20 protein-coding genes are annotated in these 21,612 nt (G+C 36.8%); 7 read left to right on the top strand and 13 right to left on the bottom strand.

What is annotated here, in order from left to right; genetic code table 11:
* Positions 1-112 precede the first annotated feature (112 nt).
* On the bottom strand, positions 113-562 hold the full coding sequence (locus tag C234_RS0107000; protein ID WP_027325169.1) for a type I restriction enzyme HsdR N-terminal domain-containing protein: 450 nt from the start codon (positions 560-562) through the stop codon (positions 113-115).
* 63 nt (positions 563-625) lie between these two features.
* On the opposite strand from C234_RS0107000, the gene C234_RS0106995 reads away from it, so the two are divergent.
* The 5 genes from C234_RS0106995 (at position 626) to C234_RS0106970 (ending at position 5,888) form a co-directional block, all read left to right on the top strand.
* Positions 626-1,402: an AMP nucleosidase gene (locus C234_RS0106995; protein WP_027325168.1), complete on the top strand. Its 777-nt coding sequence runs from the start codon at positions 626-628 to the stop codon at positions 1,400-1,402.
* Between the two features lie 26 nt (positions 1,403-1,428).
* Positions 1,429-2,448 carry a DNA polymerase III subunit delta gene (gene holA / locus C234_RS0106990; RefSeq protein ID WP_027325167.1) on the top strand — a complete coding sequence of 340 codons (1,020 nt, stop codon included), beginning with the start codon at positions 1,429-1,431 and terminating at the stop codon, positions 2,446-2,448.
* Between the two features lie 1,210 nt (positions 2,449-3,658).
* On the top strand, positions 3,659-4,135 hold the full coding sequence (locus C234_RS0106980) for a helix-turn-helix domain-containing protein (protein ID WP_027325165.1): 477 nt from the start codon (positions 3,659-3,661) through the stop codon (positions 4,133-4,135).
* A 77-nt stretch (positions 4,136-4,212) separates the two neighbouring features.
* Positions 4,213-4,989, top strand: coding sequence for a dihydroorotate dehydrogenase electron transfer subunit (locus C234_RS0106975; protein ID WP_027325164.1), 777 nt, complete (start codon positions 4,213-4,215; stop codon positions 4,987-4,989).
* The gene (locus tag C234_RS0106970) at positions 4,977-5,888 is read left to right on the top strand and encodes a dihydroorotate dehydrogenase (RefSeq protein WP_027325163.1); all 912 of its coding nucleotides are present in this window, start codon (positions 4,977-4,979) and stop codon (positions 5,886-5,888) included. The genes C234_RS0106975 and C234_RS0106970 overlap by 13 nt, the downstream gene beginning before the upstream one ends.
* A 414-nt stretch (positions 5,889-6,302) precedes the next feature.
* On the opposite strand, the gene trmD is transcribed toward C234_RS0106970, so the two are convergent.
* Complete coding sequence (gene trmD / locus C234_RS0106965) at positions 6,303-6,977, bottom strand: tRNA (guanosine(37)-N1)-methyltransferase TrmD (RefSeq protein WP_027325162.1); 675 nt, start codon at positions 6,975-6,977, stop codon at positions 6,303-6,305.
* A 73-nt stretch (positions 6,978-7,050) separates the two neighbouring features.
* Here trmD and ligA point away from each other — a divergent pair, with 73 nt between their 5' ends.
* Entirely contained in the window at positions 7,051-9,051 is a 2,001-nt protein-coding gene (ligA, locus tag C234_RS0106960; protein ID WP_027325161.1) for an NAD-dependent DNA ligase LigA, read from the top strand.
* A gap of 59 nt (positions 9,052-9,110) precedes the next feature.
* A complete protein-coding gene (dapA, locus tag C234_RS0106955; RefSeq protein ID WP_027325160.1) occupies positions 9,111-10,004 on the top strand; it encodes a 4-hydroxy-tetrahydrodipicolinate synthase in 894 nt (297 codons plus the stop codon).
* Positions 10,005-10,178: 174 nt separating this feature from the next.
* On the opposite strand, the gene C234_RS0106950 is transcribed toward dapA, so the two are convergent.
* From C234_RS0106950 to C234_RS0106895, 11 genes are all read right to left on the bottom strand, one after another.
* A complete protein-coding gene (locus tag C234_RS0106950; RefSeq protein WP_027325159.1) occupies positions 10,179-11,306 on the bottom strand; it encodes a universal stress protein in 1,128 nt (375 codons plus the stop codon).
* A 73-nt stretch (positions 11,307-11,379) separates the two neighbouring features.
* Positions 11,380-11,670 carry a hypothetical protein gene (locus tag C234_RS0106945; RefSeq protein ID WP_027325158.1) on the bottom strand — a complete coding sequence of 97 codons (291 nt, stop codon included), beginning with the start codon at positions 11,668-11,670 and terminating at the stop codon, positions 11,380-11,382.
* Positions 11,671-11,796: 126 nt separating this feature from the next.
* Complete coding sequence (locus tag C234_RS0106940; RefSeq protein ID WP_027325157.1) at positions 11,797-12,633, bottom strand: tetratricopeptide repeat protein; 837 nt, start codon at positions 12,631-12,633, stop codon at positions 11,797-11,799.
* 18 nt (positions 12,634-12,651) lie between these two features.
* Positions 12,652-14,466 (bottom strand): BatD family protein, encoded by a 1,815-nt coding sequence (locus C234_RS0106935; protein WP_027325156.1) that lies wholly within the window; start codon positions 14,464-14,466, stop codon positions 12,652-12,654.
* A 30-nt stretch (positions 14,467-14,496) separates the two neighbouring features.
* The gene (locus tag C234_RS0106930) at positions 14,497-15,198 is read right to left on the bottom strand and encodes a tetratricopeptide repeat protein (protein WP_034537311.1); all 702 of its coding nucleotides are present in this window, start codon (positions 15,196-15,198) and stop codon (positions 14,497-14,499) included.
* Positions 15,199-15,200: 2 nt separating this feature from the next.
* A complete protein-coding gene (locus tag C234_RS0106925; RefSeq protein ID WP_027325154.1) occupies positions 15,201-16,232 on the bottom strand; it encodes a VWA domain-containing protein in 1,032 nt (343 codons plus the stop codon).
* Positions 16,233-16,279: 47 nt separating this feature from the next.
* Positions 16,280-17,263, bottom strand: coding sequence for a vWA domain-containing protein (locus C234_RS0106920; RefSeq protein WP_027325153.1), 984 nt, complete (start codon positions 17,261-17,263; stop codon positions 16,280-16,282).
* Positions 17,264-17,313: 50 nt separating this feature from the next.
* On the bottom strand, positions 17,314-18,387 hold the full coding sequence (locus tag C234_RS0106915; protein ID WP_027325152.1) for a BatD family protein: 1,074 nt from the start codon (positions 18,385-18,387) through the stop codon (positions 17,314-17,316).
* Between the two features lie 11 nt (positions 18,388-18,398).
* The gene (locus C234_RS0106910; RefSeq protein ID WP_021644468.1) at positions 18,399-19,268 is read right to left on the bottom strand and encodes a DUF58 domain-containing protein; all 870 of its coding nucleotides are present in this window, start codon (positions 19,266-19,268) and stop codon (positions 18,399-18,401) included.
* A gap of 32 nt (positions 19,269-19,300) precedes the next feature.
* The gene (locus C234_RS0106905; protein WP_027325151.1) at positions 19,301-20,296 is read right to left on the bottom strand and encodes an AAA family ATPase; all 996 of its coding nucleotides are present in this window, start codon (positions 20,294-20,296) and stop codon (positions 19,301-19,303) included.
* 244 nt (positions 20,297-20,540) lie between these two features.
* The gene (locus C234_RS0106895) at positions 20,541-21,608 is read right to left on the bottom strand and encodes an HU family DNA-binding protein (protein WP_027325150.1); all 1,068 of its coding nucleotides are present in this window, start codon (positions 21,606-21,608) and stop codon (positions 20,541-20,543) included.
* Positions 21,609-21,612: the final 4 nt, after the last annotated feature.

Here is a 21,612-nt window from a genome sequence, read left to right as displayed (position 1 = left end):
CTACTTGTATATCAAGTCTATATTTCTCTATCCGGTACGAAAATTACCCTGTTGTATAGCACATTGGCGCTATTAAATGATTAGATCTATTTCTCGGCCACTAATAGTTCTTTTACAATTTATGGTAATCGGGAATGTCTTTGAGAAAAGTATAAGTCTGATTATTGTAATCCATGAGGCAACAATAATGTTGCATTCCGTTGCTTACTATCAGATAATCGACTTTCAGAACCATATTGTAGCGGCTGATCTGATCGAATACCGGTTGCGTGATTTCGATATGGGGAGCCTTGTACTCCATAATCATTCGTGCCGAAAGATCTCTCCGGTAAAGCACCGTGTCGCATCGCTTGGTCGTTGCGTTTAATTTCACCATTACTTCGTTGGCAAGGAGAGTTTCCGGATATCCCTTATAGTCGATCAGAAAATGAACGAAATGTTGTCGCACCCATTCTTCCGGAGTAAGAGCGACATACCGTTTGCGTATGGTGTCGAAAATAAAGCTCTTTCCGTTTCTTACGTCGATTTTTGTATCAAATGCTGGTAGGTTTAACGATAACATTTATTACTTTTGTAGGTTAAATAATGGCTTTATTGATTGAAGCTACAAATTTAATAGATAATTATGAAAACGAAAGAAGAAATCGTGGCTAATTGGCTGCCTCGTTACACTAAACGTAAACTGGAGGATTTTGGAGAATATATTTTGTTGACCAACTTCAATAAGTACGTTGAAATATTTGCCGATCAATTTAATGTTCCTATTTTGGGAAGAGATGCTAATATGATTTCCGCCTCTGCCGAAGGGATTACGATAATTAATTTCGGCATGGGAAGTCCCAATGCTGCCATCATCATGGATTTGTTGGGGGCTATTCACCCTAAGGCTTGCCTGTTTTTGGGAAAATGTGGAGGGATTGATAAGAAAAATCATATTGGAGACCTGATTCTTCCTATTGCGGCTATTCGTGGTGAGGGAACTTCGAACGACTATTTTCCTCCCGAAGTTCCGGCGTTGCCGGCATTTATGCTTCAGCGTGCCGTTTCTTCAGCCATTCGGGATCATGCTCGTGATTATTGGACGGGAACTGTATACACAACCAATCGTCGTATTTGGGAGCACGACGACTCCTTTAAAGAATACCTCAAGCAAACACGGGCAATGGCGGTAGACATGGAAACAGCGACTCTGTTCAGTTGCGGGTTTGCCAATCATATTCCTACCGGGGCTTTGCTGCTTGTTTCCGATCAGCCGATGACTCCCGAGGGAGTTAAAACGGATAAAAGCGATAATTTAGTCACTCGAAATTACGTGGAAGAGCATGTCGAAATCGGAGTTGCTTCACTTCGAATGATTATCGACGAAAAGAAAACGGTGAAACATTTGAAGTACGATTGGTAAACGGCAAGAAAAAGGAGACTGAATACATGGCGAAACAAGAGTTGACGTGCGACGATATCCTGAAGGAACTGAAAGCTAAACAGTATCGCCCCATTTATTATTTGATGGGAGAAGAGTCGTATTATATCGACTTGATTGCAGATTATATAGCGGAGCACGTGTTGAACGAAACGGAAAAAGAGTTTAACTTAACTGTGATGTACGGTTCGGATGTGGATGTCGCTACTATGATCAATGCTGCTAAACGTTATCCCATGATGTCCGAACATCAGGTAGTAATTGTAAAAGAAGCGCAGTCCATTCGCAATATGGAAGAATTGGCATACTATCTCCGGAAACCGCTTCATTCCACGATTCTGGTTATTTGCCACAAGCATGGCACGCTCGATCGCAGGAAAAAATTGGCTGTGGAAATAGAGAAAGCGGGTGTTTTGTTTGAATCTAAAAAGTGTAAAGAGGCCCAGCTTCCTGCTTTCATTACTTCGTATATGAAGCGAAAGGGCATAGATATGGAGCCTAAGGCTACTTCAATGCTTGCAGATTTCGTTGGTGCCGATTTAAGCCGACTGACAGGAGAGTTGGAGAAGCTGGTTATTACTTTGCCTGCCGGGAGTAAACGGATTACACCTGAGCAGATAGAAAAAAATATAGGTATCAGTAAGGATTATAATAACTTTGAATTGAAAAGTGCGTTGATCGAAAAAGATGTGTTGAAGGCAAACAGAATAATAAAATATTTTGAAGAGAATCCCAAAACTAATCCTATCCAGATGACTCTGTCTTTGCTTTTCAGTTTTTATTCGAATCTGATGTTGGCTTACTATGCGCCGGATAAATCGGAAAATGGAATAGCTGCCATGTTGGGATTGAAAACTCCATGGCAAGCGCGTGACTATATTGCGGCAATGCATAAATATTCCGGAGTGAAAACCATGAAAATTATTGGAGAGATCAGATATGCGGATGCAAAATCGAAAGGGGTGGAGAATAGTTCGCAAACGGAAGGGGATATCCTCCGTGAGTTAGTGTTTAAAATTCTTCACTAAAAAGAATCAATTACTTTTTTCGAATGAGACATATACTTTCACCATCCAACGGTGGGAATATATGTCTTTTTTATTTTCAATATTTTGCTTTTGGAAGGCTATGAAAAAGTTCTTTTCTTTATTGAAAAATATTGATTAAAATCCTTCTGTTTGTTTTCCTGTTCAATGATTTTTTTCTTCATGACGGTTTTTAATGATTTAATCTTTTTCTTAGATTTTCTATTTGTTTTTATTCTCACTTTGTCAAAGTAAAGCTTCTTATAATCTCTTTTATTAATGAAAAATACAGACAGATAATAAAATTGAAAACACCCTGCAATTAAAATTCGATACTCTGGTGTGGACTCTTGGTTCAGTAAGATATGTGTTTTCTGAAATGAGACTTTAACTATCACTTTGATAAAAAACTTTTTTTTGGGAGAAAACAGAGTTTTTTTCTATTTCAATCAATTTTTCGATTCTAAAAACAGGGGATAATTATCTATATATCAATAATATAACAAGATTTAGGCCTCTCTGGGATCAAATAAAAAAAGATATCTGCTATCTTCCCCGTAAAAAAGGGCAAGATTTCCGATTATCGGCTTAAATGTAAAAGATAATATTTCCATTTAATAGTTTCCATTTGTGTAAGATGCTTTTTATTTTCAATTCTTTATTGTTCATGCAACCAAGTCGTTTCACAAATGGAATAAAATCGTTGCGGCGATAGCTTTATTACTTTTGTGATACGAGTACAAATGTATATCGATCTTGATTTATCTTACTGTAGAATTCTTTTTTCTTTTTGTGATATATTATTTTTCAAATGGAAATTTTACGGATTAACTCAATGTTTATTTATATATAATGCTCTGTATATCAAACTTATTATGGTTGTTATATAGATTGTGAGTTTATGTGTGGGTATTTCTCTCTTATATAAATGTGAAATTCTTATTCATCCTTTTATTTTTATTTTTTATATATTTGATTATAAGTTATTTATATAATTATATTAAAGCTTATAATTATCATTTTAAAGCCTCTAATTGAGCTTTATTAGGGATTAACTTGTTTGCCCCTTTTTGTTTTGTACATTTGTGTATTATTAATATTATAAATGTGATTTTGCCGTTTCTAAAAATATTTATATTTTTGTATAGTCTAATAAGAAATTTGTATTTTTGTGAAATGATTCATGTGTTTTATTTAATCGAATGGAAAAAGTATGGAAATAAAGGATCGAATTAAAATAATAATGGAAAAGGAGAACCTGACTCCTCGGGTATTTGCTGAAAATATAGGTATACAACAATCTACTCTTTCTCATATTTTAAATGATCGGAACAAACCGAGCTTGGAAGTTGTGATGAAGGTGCATCAGGCATACAGCTATGTTAATTTGGAATGGTTGCTTTATGGCAAGGGTGAGATGGTGGCTTCTTCTGAAGATGTTTCTATAGAAACTCCTGCCGGAAGAAAAGATTATCAGCGTTCTTTATTCGATGAGAATGCGATAAATCTGTCCGGAGATTCACTTGCCCAGGAAAATCGCAAGCAAAAGGCATTAGAAGACCTTAAAATTATTCATAAGGATATTGTGAAACAGGAAGTTAGGTATGTAGAAAAACCGATCAGAAAGATTACTGAAATAAGAATTTTTTTCGATGATAATACGTACGAAATCTTTAAACCTGAAAAATAATAAGTAAAATCGCTGGATTGAGTAAAATCCTCTATCTTTGCACACGGAAACACGAATTCATACTTTTATATCCATACATGAAAAAATTTATATTAGATCTGACAGTGACTGAGAATGTCAGACTGAATGACAATTATGTATTGTTGAAATTAACATCTCAGTCTCTACTGCCCGAAATGTTGCCCGGTCAATTTGCTGAACTCAGAGTCGATGGTTCACCCGCAACTTTTTTACGTCGTCCCATCTCTATTAATTTTGTCGATAAAGAGCGAAATGAAGTCTGGTTCTTAATCCAGTTGGTTGGAGAAGGAACAAGGCATTTAGCGCGGTTAAATACGGGAGATTTACTCAATGTTATTCTTCCATTAGGGAATACTTTTACAATGCCTCAGAAGCCCTCAGATAAGCTTCTGCTGATTGGTGGTGGGGTTGGTACGGCTCCTATGCTCTACTTAGGTGAACAATTGGCCGAAAAGGGACATAAACCAAATTTTTTGTTAGGAGCGCGTAGCCGGAAAGATCTGCTGCAACTGGAGGAGTTTGCTAGATATGGGAAGGTATATACCACTACAGAAGATGGTAGCCATGGAGAAAAAGGATATGTAACGCAACATCCTGTTTTAAACAAGATGAATTTTGAAAAAATTTACACATGTGGACCCAAGCCGATGATGATGGCAGTTGCAAAATATGCCCAAAATCACCGAATAGACTGCGAGGTGTCACTCGAAAATACAATGGCATGCGGGATCGGAGCCTGCTTATGCTGTGTAGAGAATACGACAGAAGGTCATTTATGTGTATGTACGGAAGGTCCTGTTTTTAATATAAATAAGTTATTATGGCAGATTTAAATGTAAATATTGGAGAATTGAAAATGAAGAGTCCGGTAATGACTGCATCCGGTACGTTTGGATATGGTGAAGAGTTCACAGATTTTATTGATATTGCGCGAATAGGAGGTATTGTTGTAAAAGGAACTACTCTTCACAAGCGTGAAGGAAACCTTTATCCACGTATGGTAGAGACCCCTTCGGGCATGTTAAATGCTGTAGGACTGCAAAATAAGGGAGTAGATTACTTTGTTGAACATATATATCCTCGTATTAAGGATGTACAAACCAATATAATTGTAAATGTATCCGGATCTGCCATCGAAGATTACGTGAAAACAGCGGAGATTCTGAATGAACTTGACAAGATTCCTGCTATTGAATTGAATATATCTTGCCCTAATGTGAAGCAAGGAGGTATGTCTTTTGGTGTGTCAGCAAAAGCTGCTTCTGAAGTCGTAAAAGCAGTGCGCTCTGCTTACAAAAAGACATTAATAGTAAAACTCTCTCCGAATGTAACAGATATTACGGAAATTGCTCGCGCAGCAGAAGAAAGTGGTGCCGATAGTATATCATTAATTAATACATTATTGGGTATGGCTATTGATGCGGAGCGTAAACGTCCTGTTTTATCGACTATAACAGGGGGATTGTCAGGGCCAGCTGTAAAACCTGTCGCTTTACGAATGGTTTGGCAAGTATCCAATGTAGTAAATATTCCTGTCATTGGAATGGGTGGGATTATGAATTGGAAAGATGCTGTAGAATTTATGCTTGTCGGTGCTTCTGCTGTCCAAATTGGTACAGCAAATTTTGTGGATCCGAGGGTGACAATCCAAGTGGAAGATGGTATAAATAATTACTTGGATAGACATGGATATAACTCAGTAAAAGAAATTATTGGTGCGCTTGAGGTGTGATTGAAAACAGATGATGGCTATTCGCTTATTTTTTAAATCATAATGTTCATTGAGCTTTATTGCTCTTTTTTATTTTATGGTGTAAAAACAGCTCATTATTCAATAAATAAAGGATGGAACCTTTCAAAAGGATGTGCCCTTTATTTATTGGATATTATTTTTTCAGATAGGAATTTGCCTGTAAAAAAGTCTCTATTTTTAATAAATTCAGATTATAAATATTTACATTTAGTTCGCTGCCATTTTGCCCATAATAGTTGATGCTTCTATTACACATTACGAATGGCAGCGCCGGCTCCAGTATCATGTATAATTCCATTAAAATTCAACCAATGTTCATTACCTCTTTATAGTGCTCGTACAAGATGGCTGCAATGACATTCAAATCTTTTCTTTAAAGAAGAAATTATATGCTTATTTTAATAAGTCCGGACGAAGCTTTTTAGTACGTTCTAAAGACTGCTGCAACTCCCATTCTTTAATTTTAGCTTCGTGACCGGATAGTAGGATGTCGGGTACTTTCCAACCTTTATAATCTGCCGGGCGGGTGTATACGGGCGCGGCCAGCAAGTTGTCTTGAAAAGAGTCCGAAAGAGCAGACTGTTCGTCAGAAATTACACCGGGAATGATGCGTACAATAGCGTCTGTCATCACGGCTGCGGCTAGTTCGCCGCCGGTCAAAACGTAGTCTCCGATACTTATTTCTTTAGTAATCAGATGCTCACGAATGCGATAGTCGATGCCTTTGAAATGTCCGCATAGAATAATAAGGTTTTCCGCTAAAGACAGGCTATTTGCCATAGGCTGATTGAACAACTCTCCGTCAGGCGTTGCAAAAATGACTTCATCGTAGCTACGTTCTTCTTTCAAAGCGTTGATACATCTTTCGATTGGTTCAATCTTCATCACCATTCCTGCAAATCCGCCAAAAGGATAATCATCTACTCGCCGATATTTATCTTTGGTATAATCCCGAAGGTTGTGAGTGTGAATCTCTGCAAGTCCTTTATCTTGTGCACGTTTCATGATTGAACAATTAAAGAAACCTTCAATCATTTCAGGCAATACGGTTATAATATCGATACGCATACTCTTTATTTTTTCGCAAAAATACAAATAATCAAAGATAAACCTGTATTTTTGCTTAAACAATCGAAGAAATATGGATATTAAGGAGAAAATAGCAGAGCTGCGTGCCGAACTTCATCGGCATAACTATAATTATTATGTATTAAATGCTCCGGAGATTTGCGATAAAGAATTCGACGACAAGATGCGTATGCTTCAGGAATTGGAGGAAGCCTATCCGGAATATATGGATGAAACTTCGCCTACCATGCGCGTGGGGAGTGATATTAATAAGAATTTTACGCAGGTATCCCACAAATATCCGATGTTGTCGTTGGCTAACACTTATTCGGAAACGGAAGTCGCTGATTTTTACGAACGTGTCCACAAGGCCTTGAACGAAGATTTTGAGATTTGTTGTGAAATGAAGTACGACGGAACTTCTATTTCTTTAACTTATGAAGATGGGAAATTGATTCGCGCTGTGACTCGTGGAGACGGAGAAAAAGGAGACGATGTGACCGATAATGTAAGAACAATACGTTCTGTTCCTCTCGTACTGCATGGCGATCATTATCCTTCATCTTTTGAGATTCGTGGAGAGATCTTGATGCCTTGGAAGGTATTTGAAGAACTGAATCGTGAAAAAGGAGCACGGGAAGAACCGTTGTTCGCCAATCCGAGAAATGCGGCTGCTGGGACGTTAAAGATGCAAAATTCTTCTACTGTTGCGTCACGAAAACTGGATGCTTACCTTTATTATCTTTTAGGAGACAATTTGCCTTGTGACGGACATTATGAGAATCTTCAGAAGGCTGCGGAGTGGGGTTTTAAAACTTCTGATCTGACAAGAAAATGCCATACTTTGCAGGAAGTATTCGATTTTATTAAATATTGGGATGTGGAACGCAAGAATTTACCGGTAGCCACGGATGGAATCGTCTTAAAAGTAAATAGCCTGAGACAGCAGAAAAATTTAGGTTTCACAGCAAAATCTCCTCGATGGGCCATCGCCTATAAATTCCAAGCAGAGCGTGCGCTGACGCGTCTCATTAAAGTAACTTATCAGGTAGGCAGAACGGGAGCGGTAACTCCGGTTGCTAATCTAGAGCCTGTACAGCTTTCCGGGACGACCGTAAAACGTGCTTCATTGCATAATGCGGATATTATCGAAGGACTTGATCTGCATATCGGAGATATGGTATATGTAGAGAAAGGAGGAGAAATCATTCCTAAAATAACCGGGGTAGATATAGATTCACGCAGTTTTATGCTGGGAGAAAAAGTACGGTTCATTACTTATTGTCCTGAGTGTGGAAGTAGATTAACGAGATATGAAGGTGAAGCTGCTCATTATTGCCCCAATGAAACGGCATGTGCTCCTCAGATAAAGGGGAAAATAGAACATTTTATCAGCCGCAAAGCGATGAATATAGATGGTTTAGGTCCTGAAACAGTAGATTTGTTTTATCGATTGGGGTTGATTCGGAATGCGGCAGACTTATATGATCTTACAGTCGAAAAGATTAAAGGACTCGACCGCATGGGGGAGAAATCTGCAGAAAATATCATTGCGGGAATTGCACAGAGTAAGAAAATTCCTTTCGAACGAGTGATTTTTGCATTGGGAATTCGATTTGTGGGTGAGACGGTAGCAAAGAAAATTGCAAGAGCTTTTAAGGATATTGATGAGTTGCGGCAAGCTACCTTTGAAAAATTGATAAGTATCGATGAAATCGGAGAAAAAATAGGGGAAAGCATTTTATTATACTTTGCAAATCAAGTCAATTTACGACTGATTGAACGGTTCAAAACAGCTGGGCTACAATTATGTCGGACAGAAGAGAATATTAAGGAATACACAAATAAACTTGCTGGAAAGTCCATTGTTATCAGCGGAATATTTACACACCATTCAAGAGATGAATATAAGGATTTAATAGAAAAGAATGGAGGAAAGAATGTCGGAAGTATTTCCGCTAAAACAAGTTTTGTACTTGCCGGAGAAAATATAGGACCTTCGAAATTAGAAAAAGCAAACAAAATAGGAATCCCTATCGTAAGTGAAGATGATTTTTTGAAACTAATTTCGTGAGATATGAAAAATATTCATACTTTTGTGGTTAAGATTATTAGGGATTATAATTAGGATTCATGATACAGACTAAATTGAAAGGAATGGGGGTAGCACTGATTACTCCTTTCAAAGAGGATGATAGTATTGATTATGACGCACTCATGCGCATGGTAGATTATCTATTGCAGAACAATGCAGATTTCTTGTGTGTGCTTGGAACTACGGCCGAAACTCCAACTTTGACAGAGAAAGAGAAAATAATAATCAAGAAAAAAGTTATTGAGCGTGTACATGGAAGGGTGCCGATTCTTTTAGGGGTGGGCGGTAATGATACGCGTGCAGTAGTAGAAGCTTTGAAAAACGATGATTATACTGGTGTTGACGCTATATTGTCTGTTGTCCCTTATTACAATAAACCTTCACAAGAAGGCATATATCAGCATTATAAAGCAATATCAGAGTCTACAAATCTTCCAATTGTTTTGTATAATGTACCAGGCCGTACAGGTGTTAATATGACAGCTGAAACAACTTTACGGATTGCTCGCGATTTTGAAAATGTGATTGCAATCAAAGAGGCTTCAGGAAATATTACTCAGATGGATGATATTATCAAAAATAAACCTGATAATTTTGATGTAATTTCCGGTGATGATGGCATTACTTTTCCGTTAATTACATTAGGGGCAGTTGGAGTAATTTCAGTTATAGGCAACGCTTTTCCACGTGAATTTAGTCGCATGACACGATTGGCACTTCAAGGAGACTTTGCCAATGCCTTAACGATTCATCATAAATTTACGGAATTATTTAATTTATTGTTTGTAGATGGGAATCCTGCAGGAGTAAAATCAATATTGAATGCAATGGGAATGATAGAAAATAAGCTCCGATTACCCTTAGTTCCTACACGCATTACAACATTTGAGGCTATACGTAAAGTTCTGAATGAATTAAATATCAAATGTTGATTTCTTCAACTTTGAGTCTTAGATTAGAGCGGTAGATAAGCAATGAAAACGGCATGTGAAATGAAGTATACCAATCATTTCACATGCTAGCTTTTGTTTTTGAACATTTACTGAAGATACCCAATTAAACATAATCATCATTATGGAATATAATGAAATAATTGTTTAATCCAATTAATCATTTATATTTATAACAAGTAATGGAGTATCTGAATGAAAAATCATTTTGCGTGCAATACCCGGGTTAAACAAACGAGCAAATATATTTCTTTTATAAGAAGTTAAAGTTATTATGTCAATTTCATTTTCTTTTATATATTTATCAAGCCCTTTTAATATATTTTCATTTGTCACCACATCATAATGAATTTCAAGGTTGGGATATTGTTTGTGGAAATATTCTTTTATACCAGCAAGTTTGATTTCATCCCATGTATCTTTTGATTCGGCGAAGTGTATGAGAGACACTGAAAAATGAAAAGATTTCCATGCACTAAAGAAAGATTCAAAAGCAATTAGATCTCTTTGATCAAAGTTTGTTAAAAACGCAATTCGTTTTATCTCATTAAATTGTTTAAATCGTGTATTCTCCGGAATTGCTAATACTGTTGTACGACTTCTTTCGATAACTTCGGCCGTTACACTACCAATTAAATCAATGTCTTTTTGATTTTTTCCTCTAGTCCCCATAATAATTATTGGCGGACGCTGTTCTTTCGCATACCTTAAGATTTCTTCTTCGGGAATACCTTCACGCAAAATGCAACTAAATTTTACATCCGGGAATTCTCCGGATGAGATTTTTTCTTTTATTTTATCAGATAATAAATTAAGATCAGCATGAACTTTTTTAATAATCGTTTTTACAGATTCTTCATCTCCCATCTGATAATTAAACACATCTCCATACGGTAATGACGAAGCATATATAGGTGTAAAGTATACATGTAATAGAACTACTTCCAAATTTTCCAATTTGGCCAAATTGAATCCTAAGCCACATGCTTTGAGTGAATAGCTGGAAAAGTCAACCGGAATAAGGATTTTATTCGATTTGCTTTTCACTTTTGGTAAGTTCTCCCCTACAATACTTTCAGAAAGCCAGACAGAACTCTCTGTTATTTTTAATGCACGGGGCAAATCACTTTCTTTAATTCTTAAACGTACTCCTGAAGATACAACCGGCTGTATTTGGTTTACATTGTGGATGTAAGTTTCTATACCTTCATTTTCCAAGACATTTTTAAGGATTTGAGCCTTAGTATATGTCAAAATCGCTAGTGTAACTAATTTATCTTCCATAAATAAATCTTTTTATATGGGTGAATAAATCAAAAAATCCCAACTGTGTTAACACAGTTGGGACTAATATATTCTAAATTTGCATAGATTCGGTAGCTTGCTTATTGTGCATATTCATATTCAGTTCATCCAAAATTTTTAGAGCCCGATCAAGAACTGTCGTATCATCCAACATAACAAGCCCACCATCCGGACCGGGCTCTAGATGAATTCCGACACTTTTCCCTTCCTTGAAATTATGCCCACCAAAAAAGTTACGCACAGTATCTACATGTAAACCAAGTTCATCTGCTATTCTATGCATGCTACCGCTAGGCAATGAATCTTTAATTTTACGAAGTTCATTAAACGTAATTGTCCTCATGTCTCATAAATTTAATGGTTAATACTAAATGTATTGATTAATACGCTATAAACTTAAACAAAAAAAAAAGATAAAGCAAATAAATGCTTATCTTTTTCCTTTTATTGATTAAAAGTATGGAGCGTTTTATATCTTTTCAATGGCTTTGGCAGGTACCCAGCCTACCTTCCCATTTTCTAAACGAATTTCTTTCCATTCTTTCATTGAGTTATCTTTAATTTTTATTTTTCTGCCTTCGTGTAAAATGAATAAACTTGTACCGTTTTCGCTAGGAGTACTACGTACTGTAATGCTTGGATACATGACTATTGCATCTGTCCGAATAAGTAATTCTTTTTTTAGTTGCCAAGCAAATAAATTAGAACATATCACAATAACCAGGCATATGATTCCCGATATGAAACCTGCTTTTTTCCATACTAGTTGTTTAGAATAAAGAAACAGAATCATGGAGAAGATTAATAAGACAAAAAATACAATACTCCATAAGGCCCATCCGTCTACGCTCATCGTATTAATCAGTTCTTTAGTCCAAACTATAAAAAATATTTCCGGAATGGGTTCCACTTTATCTATGGTTTTAGCGCGAGCTATCTCCAAATTAGCTCGTATATCACTATTTCCAGGTTGTAAAAGCAAGGCGCGTTCATAATTTAGTACAGCTTTGCCTATTTCTCCCAATTTATAGTAAGAATTTCCTAAGTTATAATACACTTCCGCAGCTTCTCCTTGCATTAAAAGTGCTTCATAGATTTGAGCAGCTTCAGCATATTCATTTTTAATATAAGCAGAATCTCCTTCAGTCTTAGTCACTTCACTCAGTTTTTTATTAGACAAAAGAGTGTGACTGTTTACATGTGCAGAATCTACTTTTTGTAACTGCGTAGGTTCAACTTTCAAAGAGTTTTGCCCAAAGGCGAATACTGATATTGATAATAATATAATAAAGAGTGTTTTTTTCATAACCCAAAATATTCAGAATTAATGTTTTATAGAGCTTTCCATTTTACTGATCACTTCTATTGAAGATGAATATATTTTATCCATGGCTTGATTTTGATTTCCCGGTGCGAAACGAGCAAACTCGCAATTGTTTAATGCATTTAAAAAATCTTTTATCAAGTCTTCGCCTACTCCATGATCTCTTAGCTTTTCTTCAATATTATCTTTCGATAAACGAGAAACCGGAATATTCAATTTATCACTGATATATCCCCACAAAGCTTTTAAAACTTCATCATAAAAAGCTTCTTGTTTATTGTTAGATAGTAATTTCCCTGCCATTTTCATGCGTTTTACAGCTATTTTATTGGCTCTCTTAGTTTTTATTTTAGCAACATTCGCATTTTCGATAGCTTGCTTACGATAAACTATAAATAAAACAATAAAGGCAAGAGTCGGAATTATATAAAACAGCCAAAATCTCATTGATCCATAAAAGAAATGTCCTTTAGGTACAAGGGTAACTTCATTCTGCTTAATATAGCGAATATCTTCCCCTAATACCTTCAGATCTTCCTTATTAGTGAAGTTAGCAATCACCTGATTGGCATTTCCTGCTCCTTTTTCTACTTTAACCGTATATTCCTCCGTATGTAAGGTTTTATAAGATTTTGATCGAATATCAAAATAACTGAAAGAAATTGCAGGAATTTTGTAAGTACCTGCATGTCTTGGAATAGCTAAACACTCAATAATTTTATTTCCTGTAAGTCCATCTCGAGTGAGCCGAACCTGATGATCTGTTTTAGGGTCGTAGATTTCAAAGTCATTAGGAAATTTCACTTCCGGGCTGGAAATTAATTTTAGATTTCCAGTACCGGAAATAACTATTTTAACAGTGAGCGCATCGTTTGTCTTCAATTTTTCGTTATTAATAGAAGAAGAAATAGAGAACTCCCCCACTCCACCTGTAAAATTTGCAGGCTTATTATTAGCAGGAAGCGAATGAACATCTATTGAAATTCTGGGAGTTACAATATTCTTTCTGATTTCAAGTATATTACTTCCGCCATTGAAAAAAGCTTCAAAAGGATCATCAGATTGTATGGCCTTTCCTATAGTCATTTGAAACTGTGCCGGTTCGATAAATAATTTACCCGACTGCTGTGGAAAAAGAACAAATTGGCGATATACTGCCGTAGAGTAATTACGTCCATTATAATGCTCCTGACTCCATCTTGCATTAGCGGGCATTTCAATCTCTTGGGAATGAAATCCTTTAAAATCAGGAAGTTTTGCATTATTCAATTGTAAGTTCGGTTCCCTGGTATATATTTTATATGTCAGTACAAAAGCTTCTTGTTCATATACATTCGTTTTACTGGCTGTAGCAGTAATAAATAGATCTTGGTTAGACACTGAAGAAGAACGGGCAGTTCCGGAAGCTTGTCCCCTATTTCCACCTTGTTCTTGAGGCAGAACTTTTATTTTTATGGAGTTTGAAACAAGTTGATTACCATCTGCTATGACAGAAGCTCCGGGAATAGAATATTCACCTGCTGCAGTGGCCATTAAAATAAAAGTATAAGTAATACTGCTGGTTGATGTCATATTCCCGTTTATGATTTGTGTACTGCTTTGCTGAGATCGACTAGGTCCCATCAACACTTCGAAACCTTTAATAGAAGGTGCACGAAAATCTTTTATTTTCTGTGTGGTTACTGTATAAGATAAACGAAATTGGTCGCCTACAACTACCACATCGGGTGCGGAAGCCTTGAATGAGATGTTCTCAGCAACTGCCTGAATGCAAAGTGCTGTTAATGCTATCCATATAATAAAAAGTTTTCTCATTGCTTAGAAATTTATATCATCTATTTTTATTTACCAGTCTTTTTCCAAATGTCCGCTTTGGATAACCCTTTGTTGTTTCTTTACCTTGTCTTGAACATTCTTTTCATCTTGCATAACAGAATTCAATAGCTGTTCGGCATTTTCTTTAGACATTTCGTTTTCTTTCTTTTCAGATTTAGGAGGTTGCTGGTCTTTTTTATCATCTTTTTTCTGATCATGTTGCTTCTCTTCCTTTTGATCTTGTTTTTTATTCTGATCCTTGTCTTGATTTTGATTTTGTTGCTGTTGCTGATTCTTCAACATCTTTTGCGCTAAAGCCAAATTATATCGTGTTTCATGGTCCGAAGGATTATTGCGTAAAGACATTTTATATGCTTCTACCGCTTGTGCATAATCTCTTCCTGCTTGAAGAAGTACCCCCATGTTATGATAGATTTGAGATAGTTTTGATTTGTTTTTTTCTATTTTAGCAGCAGCCGTATACTGTTCCATAGCATCTTTAAACTTTTGTTGTTGAGAAAGTGTGTTTCCTAAGTTATACATTGAAACAGCAGACTGAGGATTTATTTCCAATGCTTTCCGATAGTTCACTTCCGCATCGACAAATATACTGTCTTTAAAAAAGCGGTTACCTTTGCGAATATAATCACGTTCTGCTTTCTGGGCGAAGATGCCGGCAGTAAAAAACAGAAGAACTGCAAAAAGCAAATATTTGATTTTGAAAATATACATAATTACTTCTTATTATTAGAAAATAAATGAATATTCTTAAACAATGGGTTTTTACGATCCAAGATTAAAATATCAGCCAATAGTAATAGCAGAATAATCCAGGCAACAGCTTGAAACTGTTCATTGTATTCAGTATACACTTTCGACTCTACATCAGACTTCGCCATCTTGTTTATTTCTCTATTGATTGCTTTTTGAGCCGCATTCGTATTATCTACCCGAATATATATACCTTTTCCTTCTTTGGCAATTTCCTGGCACATAGCTTCATTTAGCCGGGTAATAATTACATTCCCTGCTCTGTCTCGTCGAAAATCGTTGGTTCCTTCTACAGGTATAGGTGCTCCTTCGGGCATTCCTACTCCCAACACATTTACTTGGATCTCTTTTCCCGCTGCATCTTTCGCTGCTTCTACCGCTCCCCCTTCATGGTTTTCTCCGTCGGTTATCACAATAATAGCACGTCCTACGCCTTCTTGCGGAGTAAAGCTACGGGTTGCAAGTTTGATGGCTTCTCCAATTGCAGTTCCTTGTTTAGATATCAATGAAGGAGATATAGATTCTAAAAACATTTTAGCAGAAATATAATCGCTCGTTATGGGGAGCTGCGTAAATGCATTTCCGGCAAAAACAATCATTCCTACTTTATCGTTATCCATTTCGTCAACAAGACGGGATACCAATCGCTTGGCTTTTTCCAACCGGCTTGGTTGAACATCTTGCGCAAGCATAGAGTTCGAAATATCCAAAGCTATGATCACTTCTACTCCTTTGCGTTTTACTGTCTCCAATTTGGAACCGAATTGAGGACGAGCCAACAATACCGAAAACAGTCCGATTGCAGCAATAATAATCCCAAATTTTACGTCAGGACGATATTTAGAAACATCCGGCATTAGTTGGGACAACAAATAAGGATCGCCAAAACGCCGAATATTCTTTCTTCTTTTATAGTTTGAATAAAAGTAGAAAATTGCCAGTAAAGGCAATAATAACAACAGATACAAATATGCAGGTTCTTCGAATCGGAACATTTTTTATTGTTTTACAATTTATAAATACGATTTTGATAAGCTCTTTTTTAAGGAATTTTCTTGAGTATTGAATTGCGCAACAAGACTTCGAGCAACACACACATAAAAGCTGCCAACGCAAACCATCGATACTCCTCTTCTCGTTTGTTATACTCTTTTACACTCAGTTTCGTCTTTTCCAGTTTGTCAATTTCCGTATATACTTCTTTTAATTTAGTATTACTTGTAGCACGGAAGTAATTGCCTTCTGTCGTTCCGGCGATCTGAGTCAATGTACTCTCATCGATTTCCACCGGCATATTGATATATTGCACCGTATTCCCCATCGGATAAGGATAAGGCGCTACCCCATTGGTACCTACGCCTATAGTGTATATTCGTATTCCAAAACTTTTGGCTATTTCAGCCGCAGTCAAAGGAGATATATCCCCTTTATTATTGGTTCCGTCTGTCAGCAAAATAATCACTTTAGATTTAGCTTTGCTATCCTTTAGACGAGTAACCGCATTGGCTATACCCATGCCAATAGCCGTTCCATCTTCTATCAATCCGCATTTTATATTGTGAATTATATCCGATAATACAGAATGGTCTACCGTAAGCGGACATTGAGTAAACGATTCGCCTGCGAACAATGTAATTCCGATATTGTCATTAGGCCGCCCGTTCACAAATTCGGCAGCTACATCTTTGGCCGCTTCGAGTCGGTTTGGTTTTAAATCCTCAGCCAACATACTGGTAGATACATCGATAGCAAGCATAATATCAATCCCTTCTATTTCACTATTCTGCCATTTATTGGTCGTTTGTGGGCGTGCAAGCACCAGGATTATCAATATAAAAGCGAGTACACGCAATATAAAGGGAGCGTGCAGTAAATAGTTCTTATAACTTTTGGGAGTATGAGCATACACTCTCGCGTCAGAAATTTGCAGCGTAGCTTCACTCCTTTTATGCTTTAATATATACCATACAATGTAAGGTATAAGCAATAGCAGTAAGAACAAATATTCGATATTGGCAAAAACCATTTTATTTCTGATTTAACAAAATTCATATTTAGTATCCGGAGCCCTTTATGCTATGCAAAAAGTTCGTAAAGTTGGATACCGATGTATATACAAGCGCTTATCAAGGCTATTGATAAGAACGTAATGCCCAGAACCAAGAGAATCTTTACTCGTAAAGAACGTTTCTCTATGATTGTAATTTCCGTTGGTTGCGGCTTTTTCTCCTCTTCTAGTTGCTTTGTGTCATCAATAAAATCGATAGCATTAATCAAATTGGCATCGTTTTCATTCATTAGCGGATCATGTTTGGCGAACTTCACTAAATCAGCAGTTTGGAAAAGGAGCTGTAAATCTGATATCGCCTCTCTATCCCTTATCTTTAATAAGTTATCTATGATTTCGGAAGAAGTCATTTCTAATGCATTAAATCCGAAACGATCCTTTATATACGTACGAATAACATCTGTCAACTCCGTGTAATACTCCTTCGAATGTCCTTTTTGCCAAATCTTCTCACTTTTAATCCGTTCTATTTCTTTCATTGCTGTTTGGTGTGGGGGCAATTTCGGTTCTATTTTTATTTTTCTTATAATAGGCTTATTATCACGAAGGCGAACTATAAGATAGATAAGAAGGCCCAGTAAAGGTAATGCAAGAAACGAACATCCTATCAAGCCGTACCAGTCTTCCCATGAAAAAGGAGCTTTCATTACAGTTTTTTGTCCGAAAAAATGATCCGGATGCAAGGTATCTACCGGCATAGAATAGACTTTCAAGGCCAATGCATTCGACTTGTATACTTTGCCGTCCACCGTTACCGGCATAGGAGGTAAGTAATACAATGCCGAATCAAAAGAAGTAATTGTATACTCCTGAGTTATCAGCATTCGTTGGCGGTCATTCAAATATTGTGTATCGAGCTTTGCGGCCTCTATAATCTCCACTTTGTTAACGATAGTGTCAACATATGCCGGAAATGAGGCTTGTTGTTTGGCGTCCATAGCCACTTGTAATTGTATTTTTGTTTGTTCTCCAATTAAAATCTGTAACGAATCGATCTTTGCTTCTACTGTGACAGATTGTGCCCTAGCATTGCTAATGGATAACAAACATAAGAGTATTATCAGAACAATATTTTTATTCATGCCCGATTCTATTAATTACGTTTTGCAAATAAATTCAATAAAGCTTTCACATAGTCTTGGTCTGTTCTCACAGACACTGCGTCTACATTACTTTTGGCAAAAGTTTCGTCCAGTTCTGCCTGTCGTTGTATCCACCAATTACGATGTGCCCGGCGTACAGCTTTTGAAGATGTGTCGATCCATTGTTCATGTCCGGTTTCCGCGTCTTTTATCCGAATCAGCCCTATGGAAGGAAGTTCACTTACTCTTTTATCGTATACTTGCAAAGCCACTACATCATGTTTTCTGTTGGCAATAGTCAAAGCGTTTTTAAAACTTTCCTGATCTATAAAATCGGATAAAATAAAAGCAGTACATCTCCTTTTCATTGCGTTGGTCAGATATTCCAATGCCATCCGGAGATTTGTACGACGGCTTTTAGGTTGGAAATCAATCAGTTCTCGAATGATATAAAGAATGTGTTTACGTCCTTTCTTAGGAGGGATAAACTTTTCTATTCGATCTGAAAAAAACATCACGCCAATTTTATCATTATTCTGGATAGCGGAAAAAGCAAGTGTGGCCGCAATTTCCGTCACCATATCTTTCTTTAACTGTTTCACCGTACCAAACTCCAAACTTCCGGAAACATCAACCATCAACATGACAGTCAGCTCACGTTCTTCTTCAAACACTTTTACATAGGGTTTGTTGAAGCGTGCCGTCACGTTCCAGTCTATATCGCGTATGTCATCGCCAAATTGATATTCACGCACTTCAGAGAAAGACATCCCCCTACCTTTGAAGGCGGAATGATACTGCCCTGCAAAGATATTATTAGAGAGTCCTCGCGTCTTTATTTCAATTTGGCGAACTTTTTTTAATATTTCACTTGTTTCCATTCTAACGTTCTAATTGAAATCAGAGTTACAGGTTAGGGCACTTCTACTTTATTAAGAATTTTGCTGATAATCTCGTCCGAAGTCATGTTGTTGGCTTCTGCTTCATAAGTCAGTCCGATACGATGTCGCAGTACGTCGTGAGCCACAGCGCGTACATCTTCAGGAATTACATAGCCCCGACGCTTAATGAAAGCATAAGTGCGGGCAGCCAAAGCCAAATTAATGGAAGCGCGCGGCGAACCGCCAAATCCAATCATTTCTTTCAATTCCTTTAGATCATATTTTTCAGGAAAACGAGTTGCAAATACAATGTCTACAATATAGCGTTCTATCTTTTCATCCAGATATACCTGGCGAACGATTTTGCGAGCTTCAATGATTTCGTCCGCTTTTAATATGGGTTTTACATTGAAACTTTCCCCGTTTATATTTTGACGGATAATCTGTTTTTCTTCTTCCAATTGAGGATAATCGATTACCACTTTAAGCATAAAACGGTCGACTTGCGCTTCGGGCAGCGGATAAGTTCCCTCCTGCTCAATAGGATTCTGAGTGGCCAATACTAAAAACGGCTCAGGCAATGAGAACGTTTCTTTTCCAATCGTAACCTGTCTTTCCTGCATGGCTTCAAGCAATGCGCTTTGTACTTTAGCCGGTGCACGGTTGATTTCATCTGCCAGAACAAAGTTGGCAAAGACAGGACCTTTTTGTATTTTAAAGGCTTCATCTTTCTGACTATAAACCATGGTACCAATGACATCGGCAGGCAATAAGTCCGGTGTGAATTGAATGCGGCTATACTTTGCATCGATAAGCGAGGCGAGAGTTTTGATAGCCAATGTTTTTGCCAAGCCGGGTACTCCTTCCAAAAGAACATGTCCGTCTGAAAGTAATCCGATAAGTAATGATTCTACCAAATGTTTCTGACCTACAATAACTTGGTTCATACCTACAGTCAGGTTGGTAACGAAAGCGCTTTGTCTTTCAATCCGCTCGTTCAACTCGCGGATATCAATTGATTCAGCCATAAATCCTAAAATGTTTTATTATTGAATTCTCGTTTATTTTATTGTTAAGCCGTTCTAGTCGCAGCTTTTTATTTTGATTCCAAATGTAAGCTATATAATTAACCATCGCAACCATTTTTTTGTTAAAAAACAATGTAAAATCTTTAGATTAAGGTACTTTCATATTGTTTTGTACTTACATAACATTTTATCGGAATTGCTCGCTTCCTATGCGGCAAACTGTTTGACATGCAAATAGCGACTCTTATTTTTCAATTAGTTCCGGAATTTTAATCGTTGTTCCAAAAGGTACATTGTCAGGATCCTTTATTACATCCGAATTGTGTTTTACAATATAAGGCCACATTGCCTTGGTGCCGAAGAAGCGTAACGAAACCTTTGTCAGAGTTTCCCCTTTCTGAATTGTATACCTTGTTTTAGTGCCGGTTATTTGGTATACAACAGATTCGGAGTACACATTTACAGGATTTGCTTGCTCTTTTGATTCTACAGTTTGTCTATGTCGCACTTCATCTTTCAGCTCTTGCGCAACTTCCAATATTGTGTCTTTTTTCGCAACAGTATCGGTTATTTGTTCCGGTAACGGAGCCGAACCGGCGTTTATTGGCAAGTCAATTGATTCCTTTCTTGGCGAGGGAGGAAATATATCGGGGTAGTAAACGAAGAAAACAACTCCTCCGCATAGCAACAGAATAGCAACGATGCCGACTGTCAAGTAATAAATATAAGATTTCCTTTGTTGATGAGTGTCACTTTTTGACAAACTCTCAAGCTTTGTACATTCATCTGTTTTGTCTTCGTTCTTTGTAAATTCCTCCTTTTTCATTTCTTTATGATTATCTTCTTCAGCAGGAATGGTTTCTGTAACGAGGTTTTCCGTGTTTACTTGTTCTTCTTTTGTATAATTTTCAACGTCTGCTAAGTTTTCTTCTTCTGTATCCTCTTCCTCTGCTGCTATTTCATCCGTTGGCGTATCTTCCAATAATGTATTTTCATTTAATACTACTGTCTCAAAATGAGCGAAAGGTTTATTGATCACTTCTTTCAAATTCGTGTCAGGAGTGAATGATATTTTAGAATGTCCTTGTATCTTAAACCGTTCTCCCGTATTTACATTTATACTCTCCCTGCTATCTACATTTATCAGTTTGAAAGTTCCCAGACCTTTGATTTTTATATATTTTTCATTTTCCAAGGCCTGTTCTATCAATAGAAAAAATTCTTTGACAAAATCTTCAGCATCTTTTTTAGTCATATTGTGCTTCGAAGCCAACAAGTCTGTAAAATCTTGGATGGTCAATCTTTCATTCATAGTT

It is taken from the genome of Bacteroides pyogenes DSM 20611 = JCM 6294 (genome assembly GCF_000428105.1).
Taxonomy (GTDB): domain Bacteria; phylum Bacteroidota; class Bacteroidia; order Bacteroidales; family Bacteroidaceae; genus Bacteroides; species Bacteroides pyogenes.
This window is presented reverse-complemented; position numbering and strand designations above follow the sequence as displayed.

Excerpts from the sequence above, each read along its gene's own strand:
- C234_RS0107000 (WP_027325169.1), bottom strand. The coding sequence starts at position 562 with ATGTTATCGTTAAACCTACCAGCATTTGATACAAAAATCGACGTAAGA.
- C234_RS0106995 (WP_027325168.1), top strand. The coding sequence starts at position 626 with ATGAAAACGAAAGAAGAAATCGTGGCTAATTGGCTGCCTCGTTACACT.
- holA (WP_027325167.1), top strand. The coding sequence starts at position 1,429 with ATGGCGAAACAAGAGTTGACGTGCGACGATATCCTGAAGGAACTGAAA.
- C234_RS0106980 (WP_027325165.1), top strand. The coding sequence starts at position 3,659 with ATGGAAATAAAGGATCGAATTAAAATAATAATGGAAAAGGAGAACCTG.
- C234_RS0106975 (WP_027325164.1), top strand. The coding sequence starts at position 4,213 with ATGAAAAAATTTATATTAGATCTGACAGTGACTGAGAATGTCAGACTG.
- C234_RS0106970 (WP_027325163.1), top strand. The coding sequence starts at position 4,977 with ATGGCAGATTTAAATGTAAATATTGGAGAATTGAAAATGAAGAGTCCG.
- trmD (WP_027325162.1), bottom strand. The coding sequence starts at position 6,977 with ATGCGTATCGATATTATAACCGTATTGCCTGAAATGATTGAAGGTTTC.
- ligA (WP_027325161.1), top strand. The coding sequence starts at position 7,051 with ATGGATATTAAGGAGAAAATAGCAGAGCTGCGTGCCGAACTTCATCGG.
- dapA (WP_027325160.1), top strand. The coding sequence starts at position 9,111 with ATGATACAGACTAAATTGAAAGGAATGGGGGTAGCACTGATTACTCCT.
- C234_RS0106950 (WP_027325159.1), bottom strand. The coding sequence starts at position 11,306 with ATGGAAGATAAATTAGTTACACTAGCGATTTTGACATATACTAAGGCT.
- C234_RS0106945 (WP_027325158.1), bottom strand. The coding sequence starts at position 11,670 with ATGAGGACAATTACGTTTAATGAACTTCGTAAAATTAAAGATTCATTG.
- C234_RS0106940 (WP_027325157.1), bottom strand. The coding sequence starts at position 12,633 with ATGAAAAAAACACTCTTTATTATATTATTATCAATATCAGTATTCGCC.
- C234_RS0106935 (WP_027325156.1), bottom strand. The coding sequence starts at position 14,466 with ATGAGAAAACTTTTTATTATATGGATAGCATTAACAGCACTTTGCATT.
- C234_RS0106930 (WP_034537311.1), bottom strand. The coding sequence starts at position 15,198 with ATGTATATTTTCAAAATCAAATATTTGCTTTTTGCAGTTCTTCTGTTT.
- C234_RS0106925 (WP_027325154.1), bottom strand. The coding sequence starts at position 16,232 with ATGTTCCGATTCGAAGAACCTGCATATTTGTATCTGTTGTTATTATTG.
- C234_RS0106920 (WP_027325153.1), bottom strand. The coding sequence starts at position 17,263 with ATGGTTTTTGCCAATATCGAATATTTGTTCTTACTGCTATTGCTTATA.
- C234_RS0106915 (WP_027325152.1), bottom strand. The coding sequence starts at position 18,387 with ATGAATAAAAATATTGTTCTGATAATACTCTTATGTTTGTTATCCATT.
- C234_RS0106910 (WP_021644468.1), bottom strand. The coding sequence starts at position 19,268 with ATGGAAACAAGTGAAATATTAAAAAAAGTTCGCCAAATTGAAATAAAG.
- C234_RS0106905 (WP_027325151.1), bottom strand. The coding sequence starts at position 20,296 with ATGGCTGAATCAATTGATATCCGCGAGTTGAACGAGCGGATTGAAAGA.
- C234_RS0106895 (WP_027325150.1), bottom strand. The coding sequence starts at position 21,608 with ATGAATGAAAGATTGACCATCCAAGATTTTACAGACTTGTTGGCTTCG.